Source organism: Desulforapulum autotrophicum HRM2 (genome assembly GCF_000020365.1).
Lineage (GTDB): Bacteria > Desulfobacterota > Desulfobacteria > Desulfobacterales > Desulfobacteraceae > Desulforapulum > Desulforapulum autotrophicum.
Genome location: NC_012108.1, coordinates 1,060,861 through 1,078,779 on the forward strand (window position 1 = coordinate 1,060,861; position 17,919 = coordinate 1,078,779).

Sequence of the window (17,919 nt, forward strand, 5' to 3'; positions counted from 1 at the left end):
ACACATTGCTATCAGCTATTTTGTTAAAAGTAAACGGGCGGCCTGTCCACCTATCCTTTTGCGGACCGATATGCATCGTTGAGTCGTTCTTTGATGTAATTGACGGCTTTTTCGTCGTATTCGTCAAGGTCAAAGCAGTAGCCATCAGCGCCACCTGGAAGCCCCTCGGGAATGAGATCTCCTTCTTCGTCGGGATCTGTGATCATGTCTTCATAGAAGCAGACCGAGAGCCATCGGTTCGAAGGGTCATCATCAATGATGTCGGCCATGGCAAAAAGGTCCCGGCCCGTCTGGTTTTTGTGCCGGGGGCGAAGGGAGTAACTCACCCCGGGTCTTGCTATGAATTCACAGGTTACATCTTCCATTGTCAGAATATGGTCCCTGAATTCTATAAATGCTTGTTTGGTTCTAGTGTCGTTGTCTTTCCAGTCATCAAGAAACGCATCTATCTCTTTCATGATTCTCCTTTTTATTTTCGAGGAGCGGTTTTTAAATCCCTCCCCATGGGGTTGTTGTGGTTCATATTATTTTCCATGGCGGGGCAGGGTGTTAGGGTGCCTCTGACATGTGGGTGACAATGTGACCAAGTTCTGGGAATATCAGCTGGTTGCAGGCAAGTTTGCACGCCTTGAGGCTGCCTGGCATGCAAAAGACAGCCACGGAGTTGATGATGCCTGCCCTGGCCCTTGAAAGCAGGGCTGCAGAGTCGATCTCCTCAAAGCTGAGCATGGCAAAAAGAGTGGCAAAGGCCGTAAGTTTCTTTGTAAAAAGCGGGGTTACCGCCTCAATGGTGACATCCCTTGGGCTGATGCCCGTTCCACCGGTGAGGAGAATGGCGTTGGGGGTGATCTGTGTGACCACATGTTCGACCATATTCCGTATGGCTGCAATCTCGTCGGTCACCACGTGGTGGACAACGACCTCATGGCCTTCTTTTTTTGCCTGTTGCTTTATCCAGGTCCCGCTTTTGTCCTGGCTGAGGTCTCGTGTGGTGGATACCGAGATGACGGCCACCCTCAGTTTGCCCGGGTCTTTACTCTTGTGCTGCAAGGTTCCCATTTTACGCCTCCTGTTCGATGAACACGGTGTCTTTGCCGTCGTGTTCGCTGAGGCAGACGTTGACCATGTCCGAGTGAAGGGTGGCAAGGGTGGTTCCTTTATAGTCCGCCTGGAGGGGCAGTTCCCTGTGACCCCGGTCCACCAGCACGGCAAGTTCGATCCTTGCCGGTCTGCCGAAATCCATGATGGCGTCCATGGCAGCCCGTATGGTACGGCCCGTAAAGAGCACGTCATCCACAAGGATGATATTTTGATTGTCAACGGAGAAAGAAATTTTAGAGGCCCTTACAACGGGGTAGTGGCTGATCTGTGTCCAGTCGTCCCGGTAGAGGTTAATGTCCATGGCCCCCACTGGCACTTTGACCCCTTCGATTTTGAGTATTTTTTCCTGGAGCCGATGGGCAAGAAAGTCTCCCCGGGTCATGATCCCGGCCAGGGCAACATCTTTTACGCCCCTGTGGGTTTCAATGATCTCATAGGCCATTCGGGTAATCACCCTTTCCATGTCTTCGGCATTGAGAATGGTTCGTCGTTTTTTCATATCTGACCCCTGCTGTTCCAATGGTGCAGTGTACCCGCCGTTATTCCGTCATACATACCATGCCGGATTTTGATTTTAAATTTACCGGTAAACTGTTATCATCTTTTTTTCTACTGGGCAATAGATTAACCTGACGGACTGGAACAGATAACATGACCTATGATTGCACCGGGGTTATCCTGGCGGGGGGGGTGAATAAACGGCTCCCTGGAATAAAAAAAACCTTTCGTGAGATAAGGGGCCGGATGATCATGGAGGTCATTCATTCACTTTTTACCGATCTGTTTGACAGGGTGATCATTGTGGCAAATGATCCGGCGGCCTTTGGTGAATGGGATGCCACCATTGTGTCAGACATCTATCCCCATAGATGTCCCCTTGCCGGAATCCATGCAGGGCTCTTTTACGCATCCACTCCCAGGGTGTTTGTCTCTGCCTGTGACACCCCTTTCCTGGAAAGGCGTCTGGCCGAGTATATCCTCTCCCAGGCAGGTCCCGGCATTGACGTTGTGATCCCCGAGACAGATGCCGGACTTGAACCCCTGTGCGCCACGTATTCAAAGCATTGTCTGCCGCTGATCGAAACAAACCTTAAAAATCATATCTTTAAGATCAATCGATTTTTTCGAGAAAAACGGGTCAGAAGGATTCCCATGGACAAGATACAGGCCATTGATCCTGAAATCGATTCGTTCTTTAACATTAACACGCCCGAGGACCTTGAACGGGCAAGGGCCATTGCTGTGAAAAAAGGAGAATTCAATGGATATAAATAAAATGTTTGAACAGGTAAAAGCCCTTCCTGATTACGACCAGGTGGGCATGATACTCTGCCACAACGGTGTGGTTCGCAAAACCACCCGGGAAGGACAGGAGGTGACAGGTCTAAGGGTTAGCGTGGATCAGGAGGGCCTTGATTCCCTTGTAACGGCCCAGAAGAAAAAACAGGGCATTGTTGAGGTGCTGGTTGAGATTGCAGCAGATCAGGACCTTGCCGTTGGCCAGGATATCATGGCCATTGTGGTGGCAGGGGACATCAGGGAACGGGTGATCGAAACCCTCACAGATACCCTTGAACAGGTCAAGACAAAGATTACAAGCAAACAGCAGTTCTTCAAATAACCGGCACGGCCGGAGCGAGGTATGGCTCCGGCCTCAACGAATTTTGAAACACCTTCATTGGCAATGCTTTGGCGAGTGTTTCATATAACCGGCACGGCCGGAGCGTGGTATGGCTCCAGCCACAACGAACAATGAAACGCCCCTGTTTGCAATGCTTCGGTGAGTGTTTCTTATAAACCGGCACGGCCGGAGCGAAGTATCGGCTCTGGCCACAACGAACAATGAAACGCCTCAGTTTGCAATGCATTGGTGGGCGTTTCATATAAAAAAAAGGAAAATTGATGACGGATTTTACCCATTTGGACGACCAGGGAAGGGTCAGGATGGTTGATGTGGCCGGCAAAGATGTGACACGACGGGTCGCCATTGCCCGGGGCAGGATCGACATGACCGCGGATACTCTGGATCGAATTTTCGGCCGGAACGTGAAAAAGGGAAATGTCCTTGAAGCCGCAAGAATCGCAGGGGTAATGGCTGCCAAGCGGACGGCAGACCTTATTCCCATGTGCCATCCGTTGAACCTTACCCATGTGCGGGTGGATTTCTTTCCAGACCCTGGGCACAACCGTATTGAAATTGAGGCTGAAGCCTCCCTTGCCGGCAGGACCGGGGTGGAGATGGAGGCCCTGACCGCAGTATCTGTTGCCGCCCTGACCATCTATGACATGTGCAAATCCTATGACAAGGGCATGATCATTTCCGACATTCATCTCAAGAGTAAGACAGGGGGGAAGAGTGGCACCTTTTTGGCAGACAGGTATGGTCACCCATGAGAACCTGATCTTCCTTGGCGCCGGTTTTCTTGTGGGGGTCGTGGTTTGCCTGGTTTTCCAGCGCCTGGGCCTCTCCATGGTGACCCGCCGTCTGGCAAGTATCTCAGCCCAGGCCCTCCAGGCCAATTCCACCCAGTTCCTTGACCTTGCGGATCACTATTTTGCAGGTTATATCAAAGAAGCCAGAAAGGAGCTTGATATTAAGGGTGATGAGATGATCCGCAGCGTGGACCCCGTGCGCCAGGCCCTGGATCGTTATGAAAACCGCCTGGGTCAGATGGAGCTTGAGCGCGAAAGGGCCTTTGGTTCGTTGACGGCCCAGCTGGTGGAGATGGCAAGGACCCAGGAGAGTCTCCAGCGGGAGACCGGCAACCTTGTCAAATCGTTGCGCCTGCCCCATGTCCGGGGCCGATGGGGGGAGATCACCCTGAGAAAAGTGGCTGAACTGGCCGGCATGGCTGAACAGTGTGATTTTACAGAACAGCTCCAGAAAGGGTCGGGCAAGGGTGCCCTTCGTCCGGACATGGTGGTTCATCTGCCCGGGGATCGAAATATTGTGGTGGATTCCAAGGTGCCGCTTGCGGCCTATCTTGACGCCCTTGAATCCACGACAAAGGAGGCGCGCAAGGCCGGCCTGTTAAACCATGCCCGCCAGGTCCTGGCCCACATCAACGCCCTTTCGGCCAAGGAATACTGGCGGCAATTTACACCTACACCCGAGTTTGTGGTGTTGTTTATACCCGGGGAAAACTTTTTCAGCGCAGCCCTTGCCCAGAAGCCCGATCTTATTGAGACCGCCATCCAGAAAGGGGTCATCCTGGCAACGCCTGCCACCCTGATTTCCCTGTTAAAATCGGTCTCCTACGGGTGGAGCCAGGCAAAGAGCCATGAAAATGCCAAGGAGATCACCCGGCTGGGGAGTGAGCTTTTCCAGCGGATCTCCCTGATGGCTGAATCCATGAACCTGCTGGGCAAGGATATAGAGCGGGCAGCTTCAACCTACAATAAAACCGTGGGGACCATTGAGCGACGGGTAATGGTTTCTGCCAAAAAATTATCAAACCTCGGCATTGCCGAGGATAGAAATATCCCCGAGGTCCATTCGGTGACCACGGGCATTCGAAACATGGCAGTTGAGGAGAAACAATAAAAATGGAAGTGTTCAGAACAGGGGCTGGGTCCATGGAACGACCTGGGCAAATAAGCGGCAGGTCAGTGTGGCTGGTTGTCGGGTTAGCCATGTTTACCATGGCACTATCCTTTTTTCCAGCGTGCGGGCCCAAACCACCCGTCCCGGTAACACAGTACACCAGCCTTGAACCCCTTGCCTTGAAGGATTATCCTGATTTTTCCGACACCCTTGGAAAGGAGGGTCTTGAACGCGCTCTTCAGGCCAGCCTTGTCTATTTTAACCGGATCCCCGATTCCAGGTCTTTTCAATTCGGACCTGATGTGTTCGATGTCGTTCATCTCAGGCAGTCTGTCCAGCGATTCCTTGAATTTTTTGCAACCGGTCCGGATACTGATGCCCTGAACCGGTTCATTCGGGACAATTATCGGGTCTATGGCTCAAGGGCGAATATGGAAAAAGGTGTCCTTTTTACCGGATATTACGAACCGTCAATGGCGGCAAGCCTTGTCCGGGATAAAGACTACCAATACCCCCTGTTTTCCGTGCCCGACGATCTTTTGACCATTGACCTTGCTGCATTTTCCGATCGTTTCAAGGGTTTTTCAAAGCTGACGGCAAGGGTCGACAACCATCGGGTCGTTCCCTATTATACCCGCCAGGAGATCAACGGGATTAAAGATTTTGAACTGCGGGCCAAACCCCTTGCCTGGGTTAAAGACCGCACGGATCGGTTTTTCCTTGAAATCCAGGGGTCTGGACGGCTTTTTCTCAAGCAGGGCGGTGAGATGAATGTCCACTACAGCACCAAAAACGGGCATCCCTATAAGGCTGTGGGACGCTATCTTATTGACCAGGGCGAAATTGCCCGGGAGGATATGTCAATGCAGGCCATCAGGCGTTGGATTGAGAACAATCCTTCACGCCAGGATGCGCTTTTCAACTATAACCCCAGCTTTGTCTTTTTCCAGCAGGAGCAGGGTGGCCCCTTTGGCAGTATCAATGTTGAACTGACCCCCCTACGTTCCATTGCAACGGACCGGACGCTTTTTCCCAAGGGTGCTGTCTGTTTTATTCAAACAAAAATCCCAGACCCGGATACGCTTGAACAGCCCGAGTCATGGCAATCTTTTTCCGGTTTTGTTATGAACCAGGATACGGGCGGAGCCATAAAAGGAGCCGGCCGCTGCGACCTGTTTTACGGTAACGGCAGGTATGCCGAGTTTGGTGCCGGGCACATGAAGCACCCGGGCAATTTGTTCTTTCTGGTATTAAAGCCTTGAATTTTCCTTGCAAATCCCCTGTTTGTCGAATAATGTTGACAGATAATTCGGACCAGGTTGAGGAGGCTTGTTGACCCATGATTCCGGGATTTGAAGCCATTGTTGAACAAAGAATCAAACAGGCACAGGAAAACGGGGAGCTGGATAACCTGCCCGGGCAGGGGCAGCCGTTGCCCAATGAGGAGATTGATTTCTCAAACGAGCTGAGGCTTGCCCACAAGATATTGAAGAATGCTGGTTTTCTTCCCCCTGAGGTGGAACTCAGACGAGATATCTCCGCCATGGAACAGCTCCTTGATGCCGTTGAACCAGGCAGTGGTGAACAGGAGCGTATCCGAAAAAAACTGAACCTTCTCATGACCCGGCTGGGCATGACTAAAACTACCAGGAAAACAATTTCAATTCCTGCTGAATACAGGAACTCCATTATAAACAGGATGTCGTAAATTCCATGAAATTTAAAAATAAAGATAAAGAGGGGATTTTTAAAAGTCTCTTTGCCGCCTATTTTGTTCTTCTTCTCCATGTGTTTCTTCTTGCCGGAACGGGCATCACAGTTGTCCTGTTCCGGGGGGTGTACCACTATCTTCCCTGGATCATGGCAGGTCTGGCTGTGCTCATCCTTGCTCTGTTCTGGATTTTTTATCTTCGGATGAAAAAGAGCAGCCGGGAGATTAAGGATGTGCTCTCCTTTCCCGAGTTCAGGGGCAGGGCTGTAGAAATAAAACTTCTGGGGGGAATGGCCACTTTTTCCATTGGGGAATCCAAGGGCATCAACACCCCCCTCCTTGGCCAGGACGGCTTCCAGGGCGATGGTGGCGGTGGGCAATTAAAGCTTGCAGCCCCGGAAGAGGGAATAGAGCAGCGGCTTGCAGATCTTGCCAGGCTCTATGAGGACGAGCTGATCACCAAGGAGGAGTTTGACATTGCCAAGCGGCGAATCCTTCTTGATTAACCGGCATGGCCGGCCCATGGTTCTATTCTGATTACAACGAATGATACACGCCTCTGGTTGTAATGGGTCGGGGAACGTTTCATAAAATTTGAGAAAATAAATTTAACCCATGGGGACAGGCGGCAACCTTGTCCCAAATACAGGGGGGGAAATATGGTAAAAATAAAACTGGCATTGTTGTCTGGCGGCATTTCGTCGGAACGGGAGGTTTCCCTGAACGGCGGGTTTCAGGTGTATGAAGCACTGGACAAGGAACGATACGACATTGTTCGATACGATCCTGCCACGGACCTGGCAACCCTTGTGAACGATGCTGAAACCATTGATGTGGCGCTGTTGATTCTCCACGGCCCCTTTGGTGAGGACGGCACGGTTCAGGGACTTCTGGATCTTCTGGATATTCCCTACCAGGGGGCCGGTGTGCTTGGCAGTGCTATTGCCATGAACAAGCTTGTATCAAAACGGCTTTACCTGCAGGCCGGAATTCCAACGCCGGAATTCCTTAGTTTTTCAAGGACGGATAAGGTGGATCTCCATGCCTGTGTAGAACGGCTGGGCCTGCCCATTGTGGTCAAACCCGTATCTGCCGGCTCAAGCGTGGGTATGAGTATTGTCAAGCAGGAGAAGAATCTTGGGGCTGCATTGGAAAAGGGTTTTGAACAGGATGAAGCTGTTCTGCTCGAGGCCTATGTTAAGGGGCTCGAACTCACCTGCGCTGTGGTCGGTAACCAGGAGATCGAGGCCATGCCTGTGATTGAGATTCTTCCCGGGGAAGGCCATGAATTCTTTGACTATGATGCCAAGTATGTTGCCGGTCGTACCCAGGAGATCTGTCCGGCAAGGATCGAAGAATCGGTTCGAAAGACGGTCCAGGCCCATGCCATTGAGGCCCACAAGGCTCTTTTCTTGAAGGGCTACAGCCGAACGGATATGATTCTTTCAGACAGGGGGGTAACGGTTCTGGAGACCAATACCATTCCAGGGATGACTGAAACCAGTCTTCTTCCCCGGGCGGCAAAGGTTGCGGGATATTCGTTCTCCCAGCTGCTTGACCGACTGATCGAGCTTGCCATGGAAAAATGACGGCCGTTTAAACCGTGTCTCAGATCTGTAACCTTGAGTCATAACCGGCCCCGCCGGAATGAGGCAGCCAATAATGAAATTTTTGCCGATTGAAATGTATTGGCAGGACTTTTTTAAAACAAAAGAATGGAGAGATAAACGATAATGAAGATTCTTGTTGTGGGAAGCGGTGGCAGGGAGCATGCCCTGACCTGGAAGATTTCCCAGAGTACCATGGTGGATAAGATTTATTGCGCTCCCGGCAATGCAGGTACAACCCAGTACGCGGAAAACCTTGCCATCAAAGCCGACGATATCGAGGCCCTGGGTCTGTTTGCAAAGGAAAACGGGGTAGACCTCACCGTTGTCGGGCCGGAAGTCCCCCTTTCCATGGGTATTGTGGATCATTTTGAATCCATGGGGCTCAGGGCCTTTGGACCCAATAAAAAGGCGGCCCAGCTTGAGGCAAGCAAGATTTTTGCCAAGAACCTCATGAATAAATACAATATTCCCACGGCCCAGGGACGGTCGTTCAACAACATTGACAAGGCAAAGAATTATGTCAAGCAGATTGGCGCGCCCGTTGTGGTCAAGGCCGACGGGCTTGCAGCAGGCAAGGGGGTGTTTGTCTGTGCCACAGAGGCCGAGGCCAACCAGGCCCTGGATTCCCTGATCAACGAGAATCTTTTTGGGGATGCCGGTACCCTCGTGGTTGTGGAAGAGTGCCTCCAGGGTGAAGAAGCTTCTTTTATCGCCCTTACCGATGGAAAGACTGTTCTTGCCCTTCCCTCATCCCAGGACCATAAACGTATCTTTGACAATGACGAGGGACCGAACACCGGCGGAATGGGGGCCTATTCCCCGGCTCCGGTGCTTGATTTCATGCTCCGGCAGAAAGCCATGGACGAGGTGATGGTCCCGGCCGTACAGGGGATGGCTGCTGAAGGGTGTCTGTTTAAGGGCGTCCTCTATGCCGGCCTCATGATCCATAAGGATCAGATCAAGGTCCTTGAATTTAATGCAAGAATGGGTGACCCTGAAACCCAGCCCATCCTCATGCGACTCAAGAGTGATCTGGTGCCTTTGATGGAGGCCTGCGTGGATGGCGGTCTTGATCGCTACAAGGCAGAAATTGATCCCAGAAGCACCCTCTGTGTTGTCATGGCAGCCCAGGGGTATCCCGGCGACTATGGAAAGGGAGGCGTGATTACCGGCATTGATCAGGCTGAAACGGCTGACACCAAGGTCTTCCATGCCGGAACCGCTTTAAAGGGCAAGGATGTGGTTGCAGCAGGGGGCAGGGTACTTGGGGTGACCGCCCTTGGTGACACCGTGCACCAGGCACAGGAACGCGCCTATGCCGCCTGTGCAAAGATCAGCTGGGATGCTGCTTTTTATCGAAAAGACATCGGAGCCAAGGCCATTGCCCGTCTTGCCATCAAGCCCAGGGTGGGTGTGATCATGGGCAGCGCCTCTGATCTTTCCGTAATGGAGGGCACCCTGAATATTTTAAAAAAACTGGAAATCCCCTATGAGGTGACCATTGCTTCTGCCCATAGAACCCCGGCTAGAGCCGAGGCCTTTGCCGCAACGGCAAGGGAAAGGGGAATATCCGTCATCATTGCCGGTGCCGGCCATGCGGCCCATCTTGCAGGTGCCATGGCTGCCCATACCACCCTGCCCGTGCTCGGGGTTCCCATTGATTCTTCAGCGCTCATGGGCCTTGATTCCCTGCTTTCAACGGTGCAGATGCCTCCTGGCGTTCCCGTGGCAACCCTGGCCGTTGGAAAGCCCGGTGCCGTAAATGCAGGCGTTCTTGCGGCCCAGATTCTCGGGGTCTCAGATCCTGAAATTGCCGAAAAGCTTGCGCAGTATAAACAGGTAATGGCCGCCAAGGTTGATAACTCCGCCGATGATCTTGCCCTGTGATCAAACCGTTCTGGATGTTGATCCCCTTGAACCCCAAGGGGATTTCATCTCAAGGGCCTGTGATATCCTTAGGGCTGGAGGGATTGTCATCTTTCCGGCAAAATGCCTTTACGGCATTGCTGTGGACGCCTTTAATCCTGAAGCCATCTCCCGGGTTTTCGGGATAAAGCAACGCCCCCGGAAGAACCCCATTCTGGTGCTTATCAATGACCGATCTGATCTGGAAGGTCTGGTGAAAAAGGTGCCAAAAACGGCCCGGATCCTCATGGACCGATTCTGGCCAGGGGATATCACCATTGTGTTTGAGGCCCTTGATCGCTTGCCCGGCATTCTCACCGCCCATACGGGAAAGATCGGTATCCGCATGCCCCAGCACCCGGTTGCAAAGGCTTTGACCCGGGGATTGGGAAAGCCCATCACCGGCACCAGTGCCAACCTTTCGGGAGCAGAAGGGATCAGCCGCATCCAGGACCTGCCCCCGGTCCTGGTTGACCGGGTCGACCTTATCCTGGATGCAGGCCGGTTAAAGGGGGGCAAGGGGTCCACCGTGGTTGATGTCACAGGCCAGCAGGTACTGGTATTGCGGGAAGGAGAGATCCCCGGTGCAGAGATCCATGGGGTTTTGGAAAATTGCAAATTAAAAATAAAGGAAGATTGAAAATGTCAAATACCCGGCAACAGGATCCGGATAGTGGCGGGGAGGAAATTCCCGACAGTGTGAAGAGTCGGATGAAACAACGCATCCTCAAATATGTTGAAATAAATTTTGCCGGTCGATACACAAGGCTTGATATCCGATTTCACGATAAATTTTGTTATGTTGATGCCTATGACGAACCGGATGTTATTGAAGATTGGCCTGCTAATTTTTCAGAAACCAGGGAAGAGCATATTGAACGTATGAGAAATACCCCGATTTATCTATTTCGGCTTCGCTACTTTGGAGATGAAGAACAATGGGGGATTGCCTTTTACAGCTACGCCAATAATGCGTATGAAACATCCATGTTTCCAGATGGAAAATTTTTCGGCACACCGGAACTGGCAGTTAAAACATCTGCCGGTTTCCACCTGTAATCATCTAAAAACGTCATTGACAAACCATCTCCAATCCTTTATATAACATCGCATTGCCGGAGTGGTGGAATTGGTAGACGCAGAGGACTCAAAATCCTCCGGGCTTCGGCCCTTGAGAGTTCAAGTCTCTCCTCCGGCACCATTGATAATAAAGGCTTTCAGCGGTTTTCGCTGGAAGCCTTTTTAGCTGGGAGTTTCACGATTGTGTCTAAAATTGTGCCTGCCTGAGAATTTAGGTAAGTTTCCTGCTTTCCTGTAAGGCAATCCCTGATTGAAAAACCATGGGAAAAGCGGCTCTGGACCTAAATTGGGTACCCTGGATGGATTTTACCCGATATCCCACGGAGATAATTACATCATATTTAAAATGTAGCTTTTAAAGCTTGATATGATCTATAAACCCAAATTGTGTCCGTCAAGGTCAAATGTTTCCAAAGACAACATAGTGCTTAAACCATTTCAACGGAGAGATTGCTTTTGCATTTTTCATATAGGGTTTCTGGAGCGATGTCTGCACCATTTGGCCAAGCAATCGTTCCGCCCTCTATAAACGCTTTTTTGAACAGCTGAATATCTTTTAATGGTGAGAAAATAGGCCCTTTATCAAAATAACCAGAAAAATCAATTTCACCCGAAACGTGATCGTCAAAGGAAATATGATAAGTATATCCTTTTAAATATTTTATTGAGATGACTTCGTTCATATTCCACATAATTATTCTCCTTAATTTAGAGGAGGAATTTTGCTAATTTTCCTGAAATTTATTGCATCTTCCCAGGCTTGCTCGAGTTCTTTAACATGTAAATCGATCCATTCTCGAACTAGCTTTATTGCTGTTCTTGAGTTGAGGTCACCGTTGTGAATATTTCCATGGAAATCAAACGTTGCTTTATTGCCCTGATACTCTGCATGGATATGAGGGGGGCTATGATCATCATAAAACATTCTGATTATAATTCCAAAAAAACGGCTTATCTCTGGCATTTGAACTCCTTTTCGCAAATGTATCTTTTTTATAATAGCAGATAGTTGCAAAAATTCAACTCAACACCAATTTTTATCCGATTGCAGATATATAGAGAGTTTTTTTGGACATTGCATGTGCCATTGTGTGTGCCCAATTTGTGCCCGTCAAGGTCAAAAAAATCCTAAAGAAACCAGCCGAAACCAAAAGTAAGGCTCTGAGCGCCGCGTCCGTTAAGGATTTGAAAATACAAGAAATTTAAATTTTGTACAAAAGGAACTCAAAAGCCTCCGGGCTTCGGCCCTTGAGAGTTCAAGTCTCTCCTCCGGCACCATTGATAATAAAGGCTTTCAGCGGTTTTCGTTGGAGGCCTTTTTTGCTTCAAATCAGGCAAAGGCGCTTCTGAGGGAGGGCTTTTTCTATTCTCGCTTTTCGTTCCGGCTTGTGTAAAGACCGCAGATTAAATGATTGCTTTAAATTCAATTTTTTCATTTCCGAATGTCGTTTCAATTATTTTATGCATTCCATGCCCTGGGTTTGGTTTTTTCAATATTTTTATCAGTTGATATTTTGACAGTATCTTCAGATCATTATTTAAACTAACAGGGGTGCGATTCATTGCTGACATAAGCTCTGAGTAAATGACTGTTCTGTTTTTTCTTAAATATTGAACCAATTTTGTTCGTTCGGGCTTCAAAATGAGCATTAGGTCTGACGGTTCGACCCATATGGACTTTTTGGGTGTTAGTCTTTGTCCCTCATCAATTTCTTTGGCTGTTTCTTTTGCAGATGCAAAAAAATTTTTAAGGGATCCTGTTTTTAGTTCGACGGTCATTTTATAAACTCCTTGATTTCAATTTGAAAACGATCAACAAGGTCCTGATAGCTTTTAAAGTCATCTACTGCTGATATTTCACCAAAATAATGTTTATGATGAAAATTATGAGTGTTGTCGTATCCTAGGACTCTCCCGTTATCATCAGATAATACCAAATGATTGATATATGCAAGACTGTACTTTACAACTTCTCCCTTTTCATTTTCCCATGCATCAATCTTGATAATTCCCCCACCTCTTTTTGAGTTTATTGGGAATTGCTCTGAAACAACTTTTTTGAATGTTAGTTTAATCTTTCTTTTATCACCCATAAAGAAAAATATATCAGACTTTAATTTTAATGTAAACCTGTATAGGTTTTTACTCAACGAATAAACAGGGTACATGGTACCGGGGTCGGGACTATCATGATAATCCAGATCCCGTTGTTCCGGTAATGTTAACTATCTCTGATGGTCAGAACAGAGGTACAGTTTACCATATCCCAGGGGTCGAGTTGCCAACCCCGGATGAAGTGTTTGCGGGCGACGCAATGCTTGAGACGTTGAAACCTTCGGACCTGAGCTCCGAAGGTTTGGTAAAAAGCTCCGAAGGTTTGCCAGAGAGCTCCGAAGGTTTGGAGTATGAAGGCTTGGAGTATCGCATTCTTCATGTGTTCGATGGATTGAAAACTCAATTGCGAAATGAGCTTGAAGAAATAGCAGGGCCAGCAAAGGCCTCTCGTAAGTTACAGAAACAAGAGATGTCTGACTTGATTTGCAGCCTTTGTAATGGGCACTATTTAGGACTTAACTCACATTCCGCACCATAGAGTATAAATCTCCACCATTTTTTTGGGGTATTGATTATCCGCCGGGAGTTGTGAATATTTGAGACTTCAGGCCCAACGCCTTTAAATATTCTAATTGCTTCGTGGATAAGGGTCTGTTCAGTCGTCTGTGATTCCCGATTTTTAAAATCATCAGATACTGAAAACTTATCATCAGCATAAACGAGGTGGGTTTGAAAGTTCTTCTTTTATTCCAGCCGGGAAGATCCTTGTTCTCTTTTTTCGCATATCGTCTCATGTTATATTCGATAAGACGCCAGATCAAAAGAGACAGGAGAAGAACAAGGGCCAGCACCTCTATACGTTCAGCTTTTTTTAGAAAAATCGAATTCACGATCGGTGTGTTCTTTATGAAACCAAAGTTTTGCTCGATCCCATATTGATCTTTGTACGTCCGGAGGATATCGTAGGAACTGTATCCTTTCTGGCCGTCCCTGTCCACATTGCACAACAGGACAAAACATCCAGTTTCTTTTTTGAGATTTTCCACAGCATCGGTCTCGGCCAATTCACAAGAGATACTGTACATCATTTTGTCCAATGCCCGGGAGCCGTCTTTTTTGGGCCGTCCCCGTTTATATTTCGGGATTTCAACAACCTGGGTGACGGGTTTATAAAAAACATGTTTTGCTTCGCTCATCTCTATAGCAGCTTTCTCAGCATCCGCATGGCAGAAGAACTCCTGCTTTGACAAGATTTTGATTCTTTTCGAAAGTTCTGTATGCTCATTCTTCAGCTCTCGATCAATTCGATTTTGCCGTCTTTTATCGTGGGCGCTTGAATGAACCACAACCGCCCTGTATGATCGACCATACAAGATCGCTTCCGATTCACATGCTTTATACACAGCGGCCGGTCGGTTTTGGGTTTCCGTGGTATCAGACAATTTCCCAAGATCAGTCCAATTGTCCTCAACGATGCTTTTTTGGATCAGGCGGGAACACTCCTTGTAGGTTGCAGGCAGACGGCTGATAAACCGAATTCCGTCTCCGATCTTTTCCATGTTTTTTCGGGTAACCATTGCGGAATCAGCAATGTAAATAAATCCTTCTTTCTTGATTCCATTTTCCGCCATGTATTTTGATATGGATGAAAGCACCTCGTTGTTGATGGTTTTGTCTGATGCATTTCCATCTTCAGTTTGACCAAATACCGGAATGGTGCGATCAACACAGAGCATTTTAACCAAGAACTGCTTCAAATCAGGCCTGTGGTCCTTGCTGTGGCCGTAGGTGATCGTCATGGTCTTACTGTTATCGGCATCTTTGGAATACAAAGGGTAGTCCCCCTGGACAGTTACCGAGGTTGTATCAAAACTTACATGGCTACGGTCTATGTTGAAATAATCTAAGGCTCGTAGGGAAATCTCTGAAAAAACCTTCATTGCACCGTATTCGTATATCCTGTCCAATACACGTCCAACGGTATAATCAGAAAATTTTCGGGGGTCTGTCTTTTTTCCCAAAAGAAGCTCGGTGTCCTGATTTTTAAAAAATGTATTCAGTCTGTACAAGGGGCTTCTTCCGGTCAAGGTATCGAGTACCATTCCAAGAATAACTGTCCCGGCATCAATCCCCATTTCAGTGGGGACCAGGGTGTTTATTATATCAATTATCCCTATTTTCCGGGCATATGAAGAAATGATTGGAAGATGTTGAACGGTAAACCCATCTATTTCTGGTAATTCTTTCATGCATTGCCTCAATGTATTGTTTTTCATTTTGGCAAATTATAATAAAACAAATTAGAAAAATCTAGGGTAAATTACATTCAGTAAATAAAAATTATTTATCTTAGGGCGATTTGAATAACTTACTTTTATCATGTAGAAAAACAGTCATCAAAAAATAGTCCTTTTTTTCTGTTGGGGGTGTCGAATGTGAGACTTAAGGTTCTTGCTGCCCTGCTTGACAGGTCTGAAAATTATTTGCGCCAAAGTCAGCTCAATCCATTGGTTGAACAGGGACGTTTGCGCAGGGCTTTTCCGACTACACCCAATGACTCGAGGCAGGCGAATACATCGTCAAAACGGTAAAAAGATGCTGCGACTCTTATATTGATTCTCCTGACTATTATCTCTGCCTGCTGTGCCTAATTTGTGCCCGTCAAGGTCAAAAGTTCCCAAAGATTTCCAAACGAAACCCAAAGTAAGGCTCTGAAAGCCTCGTCAGTTAAGGGTTTGAAAAAACAGAGAATTAAAGATTTGTACAAAAGGAACTCAAAATCCTCCGGGCTTCGGCCCTTGAGATTTCAAGTCTCTCCTCCGGCACCATTGATAATAAAGGCTTTCAGCGGTTTTCGCTGGAAGCCTTTTTAGTCTTAAATCAGGCAAAGGCGTTTCTGAGGGGGCGGGCTTTTTCTATTCTCGCTTTTCGTTCCGGATTGTGTAAGACGTTCCATATGTCGATACGTCTTTGTAAGTTCAGCCAGAATTCTGGTGTGTTTTCAAATACTCGTGCCAGCATTAGTGCGGTATCAACGGTTATTGCCCTTTTTCCAGTACATAGCTCATTGACGGTTTTGCGGCTTACCCCCATTGCCTGGCTAAGTTGTGCCTGGGTGATTTTCAATGGTTTAAGATATTCTTCGGTTATGATTTCCCCTACACTTACCGGTTTTCTTTTTGTAGTTATCATTTTATACCTCATGATTTGTAATCATGGTTGTCCAGATAAATATGTTCAGCTTCGCCCCGTATGTCGTTCCATTTAAATATTAATCTCCATTGCTTGTTAATCCGTATGGAATGTTTTCCTTTTAAAGTCCCGGTTAGTTTTTCAAAATGGTTGCTTGGGGGGCTCCGCAAATCCATATCACATGTTGCATCATCAATGACTTGTAGCTTTCTAAAAAGAACATCTCGGATTGAAGCAGGTATTTTTTTATGATTTACGTCGTCGATAAAAAAGCTCTGAAGCCATTTATGTCGAAACGTTGTAATCATAATTCAAAGGTAACACCTATGGTTACTCCGGTCAAGTTTTACTGGGATCACAGTCCAACGGTAAAAAATAAATATCTTTTATTGATTCTGGAAAAGATTATTTCCGAAAAGAGGGTAGGGGATGTAATTGCACCGGTAAGACTCCCAAAGGTCGGTGATGTATTTCGGATGTTTGACAGGTGGTGAATGATGTGTTGGGGAAGGGCAAAAATTTCATTGTAAAATAGGCCAAGGGGGGTGTTTCTCTCCTGGCCATTATCTGTGCCTGCTGTGACTAATTTGTGCCCGTCAAGGTCAAAAATTTCCTAAAGGAACCAACCGAAACCAAAAGTAAGGCTCTGAGAGCCGCGTCAGTTAAGGGTTGAAAAAATAGAGAATTAAAGATTTATACAAAAGGAACTCAAAATCCTCCGGGCTTCGGCCCTTGAGAGTTCAAGTCTCTCCTCCGTCACCATTGATAATAAAGGCTTTCAGCGTTTCTGGCTGAAAGCCTTTTGTTGTTCTTGATATAAAAAAATCTTCCAGTCCCCACCCAGCCCCCATTCATAAAAAGTGTTCTTTTGCCCCGAAAAAGAATGGCAACAAATCGTTTTGTGTTGACGCACGACACAAAACAATGACATATTATGTCACGCTATTATGTCACGCTACCACGCGACAGCGCATAATGATGTATTTCAGAAGGAATAGAGGAAAGGATCATGTCACGCATAGTGTCCGCAAAGGAAATAGACCTGATCGAACAGGTGGTTTCCGAGCACACCGAGGGGATCGGAATATCAGCGCTTGAAAAAGCGCTGGGGCAATATTTATCCAACCCCATCAATCGTCGTACCTTGCAGCGCCGTTTGAAAGCCCTAATAGAAGAAAAACGAATTGTGACAGAGGGCGAGAGTATCGCTCTTGTTTACAAGCACTCCATGGGCAAAGACAAGGTTATAGATTCCTCAAGCAGAGGTGACGCAGAGTTGTACGTCCCTGTGTCTACTGAGGGAGGTGTTATCCGTGATACTGTTGCGCAACCACTGATCCGAAGAAGACCGATTGGTTATCAACGTTTATTTCTGGAGGAATACAAACCAGGGGTTACTTTTTATCTCTCCGAGTCCCTACGTTCCCAGTTTCATGAGATGGGACGTACGCCTTCAGGCGAACGTCCTGCCGGCACCTATGCAAGAGAAATTCTAGACCGGGTATTGATTGATCTTTCATGGGCTTCTTCGCGTCTTGAAGGGAATACCTATAATCGTCTGGACACCCAAAACTTGATCGAATTCGGTCAAGCGGCAGTCGGTAAAGACATACAGGAAACCCAAATGATCCTGAATCACAAGGCCGCTATTGAGATGCTTGTTGAAGAGGCTGATCAAGTAGGGTTCGATATGTTCACCTTTTTTAACTCAACTTTCTGAG

At 47.7% G+C, this 17,919-nt stretch carries 23 protein-coding genes and 1 tRNA gene; 14 read left to right on the forward strand and 10 right to left on the reverse strand.

From position 1 onward, the window contains the following. Window positions 1-50: 50 nt before the first annotated feature. The 3 genes from HRM2_RS04510 to pyrR all read right to left on the reverse strand — a co-directional run bounded on the left by HRM2_RS04510 (window position 51) and on the right by pyrR (window position 1,600). Window positions 51-458 (reverse strand): hypothetical protein, encoded by a 408-nt coding sequence (locus HRM2_RS04510; RefSeq protein ID WP_012663272.1) that lies wholly within the window; start codon window positions 456-458, stop codon window positions 51-53. Between the two features lie 91 nt (window positions 459-549). Then, a complete protein-coding gene (locus tag HRM2_RS04515) occupies window positions 550-1,059 on the reverse strand; it encodes a MogA/MoaB family molybdenum cofactor biosynthesis protein (protein ID WP_012663273.1) in 510 nt (169 codons plus the stop codon). A 1-nt stretch (window position 1,060) separates the two neighbouring features. Beyond that, window positions 1,061-1,600 carry a bifunctional pyr operon transcriptional regulator/uracil phosphoribosyltransferase PyrR gene (pyrR, locus tag HRM2_RS04520; protein ID WP_012663274.1) on the reverse strand — a complete coding sequence of 180 codons (540 nt, stop codon included), beginning with the start codon at window positions 1,598-1,600 and terminating at the stop codon, window positions 1,061-1,063. 152 nt (window positions 1,601-1,752) lie between these two features. On the opposite strand from pyrR, the gene mobA reads away from it, so the two are divergent. From mobA to HRM2_RS04580, 12 genes are all read left to right on the forward strand, one after another. After that, window positions 1,753-2,376: a molybdenum cofactor guanylyltransferase gene (gene mobA / locus HRM2_RS04525; RefSeq protein ID WP_012663275.1), complete on the forward strand. Its 624-nt coding sequence runs from the start codon at window positions 1,753-1,755 to the stop codon at window positions 2,374-2,376. Beyond that, window positions 2,363-2,722, forward strand: coding sequence for a molybdenum cofactor biosynthesis protein MoaE (locus HRM2_RS04530; RefSeq protein ID WP_012663276.1), 360 nt, complete (start codon window positions 2,363-2,365; stop codon window positions 2,720-2,722). Before mobA ends, HRM2_RS04530 begins: the two co-directional genes overlap by 14 nt. 281 nt (window positions 2,723-3,003) lie before the next feature. Beyond that, window positions 3,004-3,495, forward strand: coding sequence for a cyclic pyranopterin monophosphate synthase MoaC (gene moaC / locus HRM2_RS04535; RefSeq protein WP_012663277.1), 492 nt, complete (start codon window positions 3,004-3,006; stop codon window positions 3,493-3,495). Further along, complete coding sequence (locus HRM2_RS04540; RefSeq protein ID WP_012663278.1) at window positions 3,458-4,645, forward strand: DNA recombination protein RmuC; 1,188 nt, start codon at window positions 3,458-3,460, stop codon at window positions 4,643-4,645. The genes moaC and HRM2_RS04540 overlap by 38 nt, the downstream gene beginning before the upstream one ends. A 2-nt stretch (window positions 4,646-4,647) precedes the next feature. Further along, window positions 4,648-5,907 (forward strand): murein transglycosylase A, encoded by a 1,260-nt coding sequence (gene mltA, locus HRM2_RS04545; RefSeq protein WP_232364197.1) that lies wholly within the window; start codon window positions 4,648-4,650, stop codon window positions 5,905-5,907. A gap of 77 nt (window positions 5,908-5,984) precedes the next feature. Beyond that, window positions 5,985-6,353: a DnaJ family domain-containing protein gene (locus tag HRM2_RS04550; RefSeq protein ID WP_012663280.1), complete on the forward strand. Its 369-nt coding sequence runs from the start codon at window positions 5,985-5,987 to the stop codon at window positions 6,351-6,353. A 5-nt stretch (window positions 6,354-6,358) separates the two neighbouring features. After that, window positions 6,359-6,862: an SHOCT domain-containing protein gene (locus HRM2_RS04555; RefSeq protein ID WP_012663281.1), complete on the forward strand. Its 504-nt coding sequence runs from the start codon at window positions 6,359-6,361 to the stop codon at window positions 6,860-6,862. Window positions 6,863-7,015: 153 nt separating this feature from the next. Further along, complete coding sequence (locus HRM2_RS04560; protein ID WP_012663282.1) at window positions 7,016-7,945, forward strand: D-alanine--D-alanine ligase family protein; 930 nt, start codon at window positions 7,016-7,018, stop codon at window positions 7,943-7,945. Window positions 7,946-8,089: 144 nt separating this feature from the next. Next, window positions 8,090-9,853, forward strand: a complete 1,764-nt coding sequence (gene purD / locus HRM2_RS04565) for a phosphoribosylamine--glycine ligase (protein WP_012663283.1) — start codon at window positions 8,090-8,092, stop codon at window positions 9,851-9,853. Continuing rightward, window positions 9,837-10,511: an L-threonylcarbamoyladenylate synthase gene (locus tag HRM2_RS04570; RefSeq protein ID WP_012663284.1), complete on the forward strand. Its 675-nt coding sequence runs from the start codon at window positions 9,837-9,839 to the stop codon at window positions 10,509-10,511. The genes purD and HRM2_RS04570 overlap by 17 nt, the downstream gene beginning before the upstream one ends. Before the next feature lie 2 nt (window positions 10,512-10,513). Beyond that, the gene (locus tag HRM2_RS04575) at window positions 10,514-10,930 is read left to right on the forward strand and encodes a hypothetical protein (RefSeq protein ID WP_012663285.1); all 417 of its coding nucleotides are present in this window, start codon (window positions 10,514-10,516) and stop codon (window positions 10,928-10,930) included. A 55-nt stretch (window positions 10,931-10,985) separates the two neighbouring features. Next, window positions 10,986-11,072 (forward strand) — tRNA-Leu (locus HRM2_RS04580). Between the two features lie 307 nt (window positions 11,073-11,379). Here HRM2_RS04580 and HRM2_RS04585 read toward each other — a convergent pair. The 4 genes from HRM2_RS04585 to HRM2_RS04600 all read right to left on the reverse strand — a co-directional run bounded on the left by HRM2_RS04585 (window position 11,380) and on the right by HRM2_RS04600 (window position 13,044). Then, window positions 11,380-11,643: a DUF2442 domain-containing protein gene (locus HRM2_RS04585; RefSeq protein WP_012663287.1), complete on the reverse strand. Its 264-nt coding sequence runs from the start codon at window positions 11,641-11,643 to the stop codon at window positions 11,380-11,382. An 11-nt stretch (window positions 11,644-11,654) separates the two neighbouring features. Continuing rightward, window positions 11,655-11,915, reverse strand: coding sequence for a DUF4160 domain-containing protein (locus tag HRM2_RS04590; protein ID WP_041273049.1), 261 nt, complete (start codon window positions 11,913-11,915; stop codon window positions 11,655-11,657). A gap of 440 nt (window positions 11,916-12,355) precedes the next feature. Next, on the reverse strand, window positions 12,356-12,730 hold the full coding sequence (locus tag HRM2_RS04595) for an HTH domain-containing protein (RefSeq protein ID WP_012663288.1): 375 nt from the start codon (window positions 12,728-12,730) through the stop codon (window positions 12,356-12,358). After that, complete coding sequence (locus HRM2_RS04600) at window positions 12,727-13,044, reverse strand: toxin-antitoxin system TumE family protein (protein WP_012663289.1); 318 nt, start codon at window positions 13,042-13,044, stop codon at window positions 12,727-12,729. The genes HRM2_RS04595 and HRM2_RS04600 overlap by 4 nt, the downstream gene beginning before the upstream one ends. 185 nt (window positions 13,045-13,229) lie before the next feature. Here HRM2_RS04600 and HRM2_RS04605 point away from each other — a divergent pair, with 185 nt between their 5' ends. Further along, window positions 13,230-13,544 (forward strand): hypothetical protein, encoded by a 315-nt coding sequence (locus HRM2_RS04605; protein ID WP_015902845.1) that lies wholly within the window; start codon window positions 13,230-13,232, stop codon window positions 13,542-13,544. 34 nt (window positions 13,545-13,578) lie between these two features. On the opposite strand, the gene HRM2_RS04610 is transcribed toward HRM2_RS04605, so the two are convergent. The 3 genes from HRM2_RS04610 to HRM2_RS04620 all read right to left on the reverse strand — a co-directional run bounded on the left by HRM2_RS04610 (window position 13,579) and on the right by HRM2_RS04620 (window position 16,506). Then, window positions 13,579-15,255 carry an IS1634 family transposase gene (locus HRM2_RS04610; RefSeq protein ID WP_015902846.1) on the reverse strand — a complete coding sequence of 559 codons (1,677 nt, stop codon included), beginning with the start codon at window positions 15,253-15,255 and terminating at the stop codon, window positions 13,579-13,581. Window positions 15,256-15,886: 631 nt separating this feature from the next. Continuing rightward, window positions 15,887-16,198, reverse strand: a complete 312-nt coding sequence (locus tag HRM2_RS04615) for a HigA family addiction module antitoxin (RefSeq protein ID WP_015902847.1) — start codon at window positions 16,196-16,198, stop codon at window positions 15,887-15,889. A gap of 8 nt (window positions 16,199-16,206) precedes the next feature. Next, window positions 16,207-16,506, reverse strand: a complete 300-nt coding sequence (locus HRM2_RS04620; RefSeq protein WP_015902848.1) for a type II toxin-antitoxin system RelE/ParE family toxin — start codon at window positions 16,504-16,506, stop codon at window positions 16,207-16,209. A 701-nt stretch (window positions 16,507-17,207) separates the two neighbouring features. Here HRM2_RS04620 and HRM2_RS04625 point away from each other — a divergent pair. Beyond that, on the forward strand, window positions 17,208-17,918 hold the full coding sequence (locus HRM2_RS04625) for a Fic family protein (RefSeq protein ID WP_015902849.1): 711 nt from the start codon (window positions 17,208-17,210) through the stop codon (window positions 17,916-17,918). Window position 17,919: the final 1 nt, after the last annotated feature.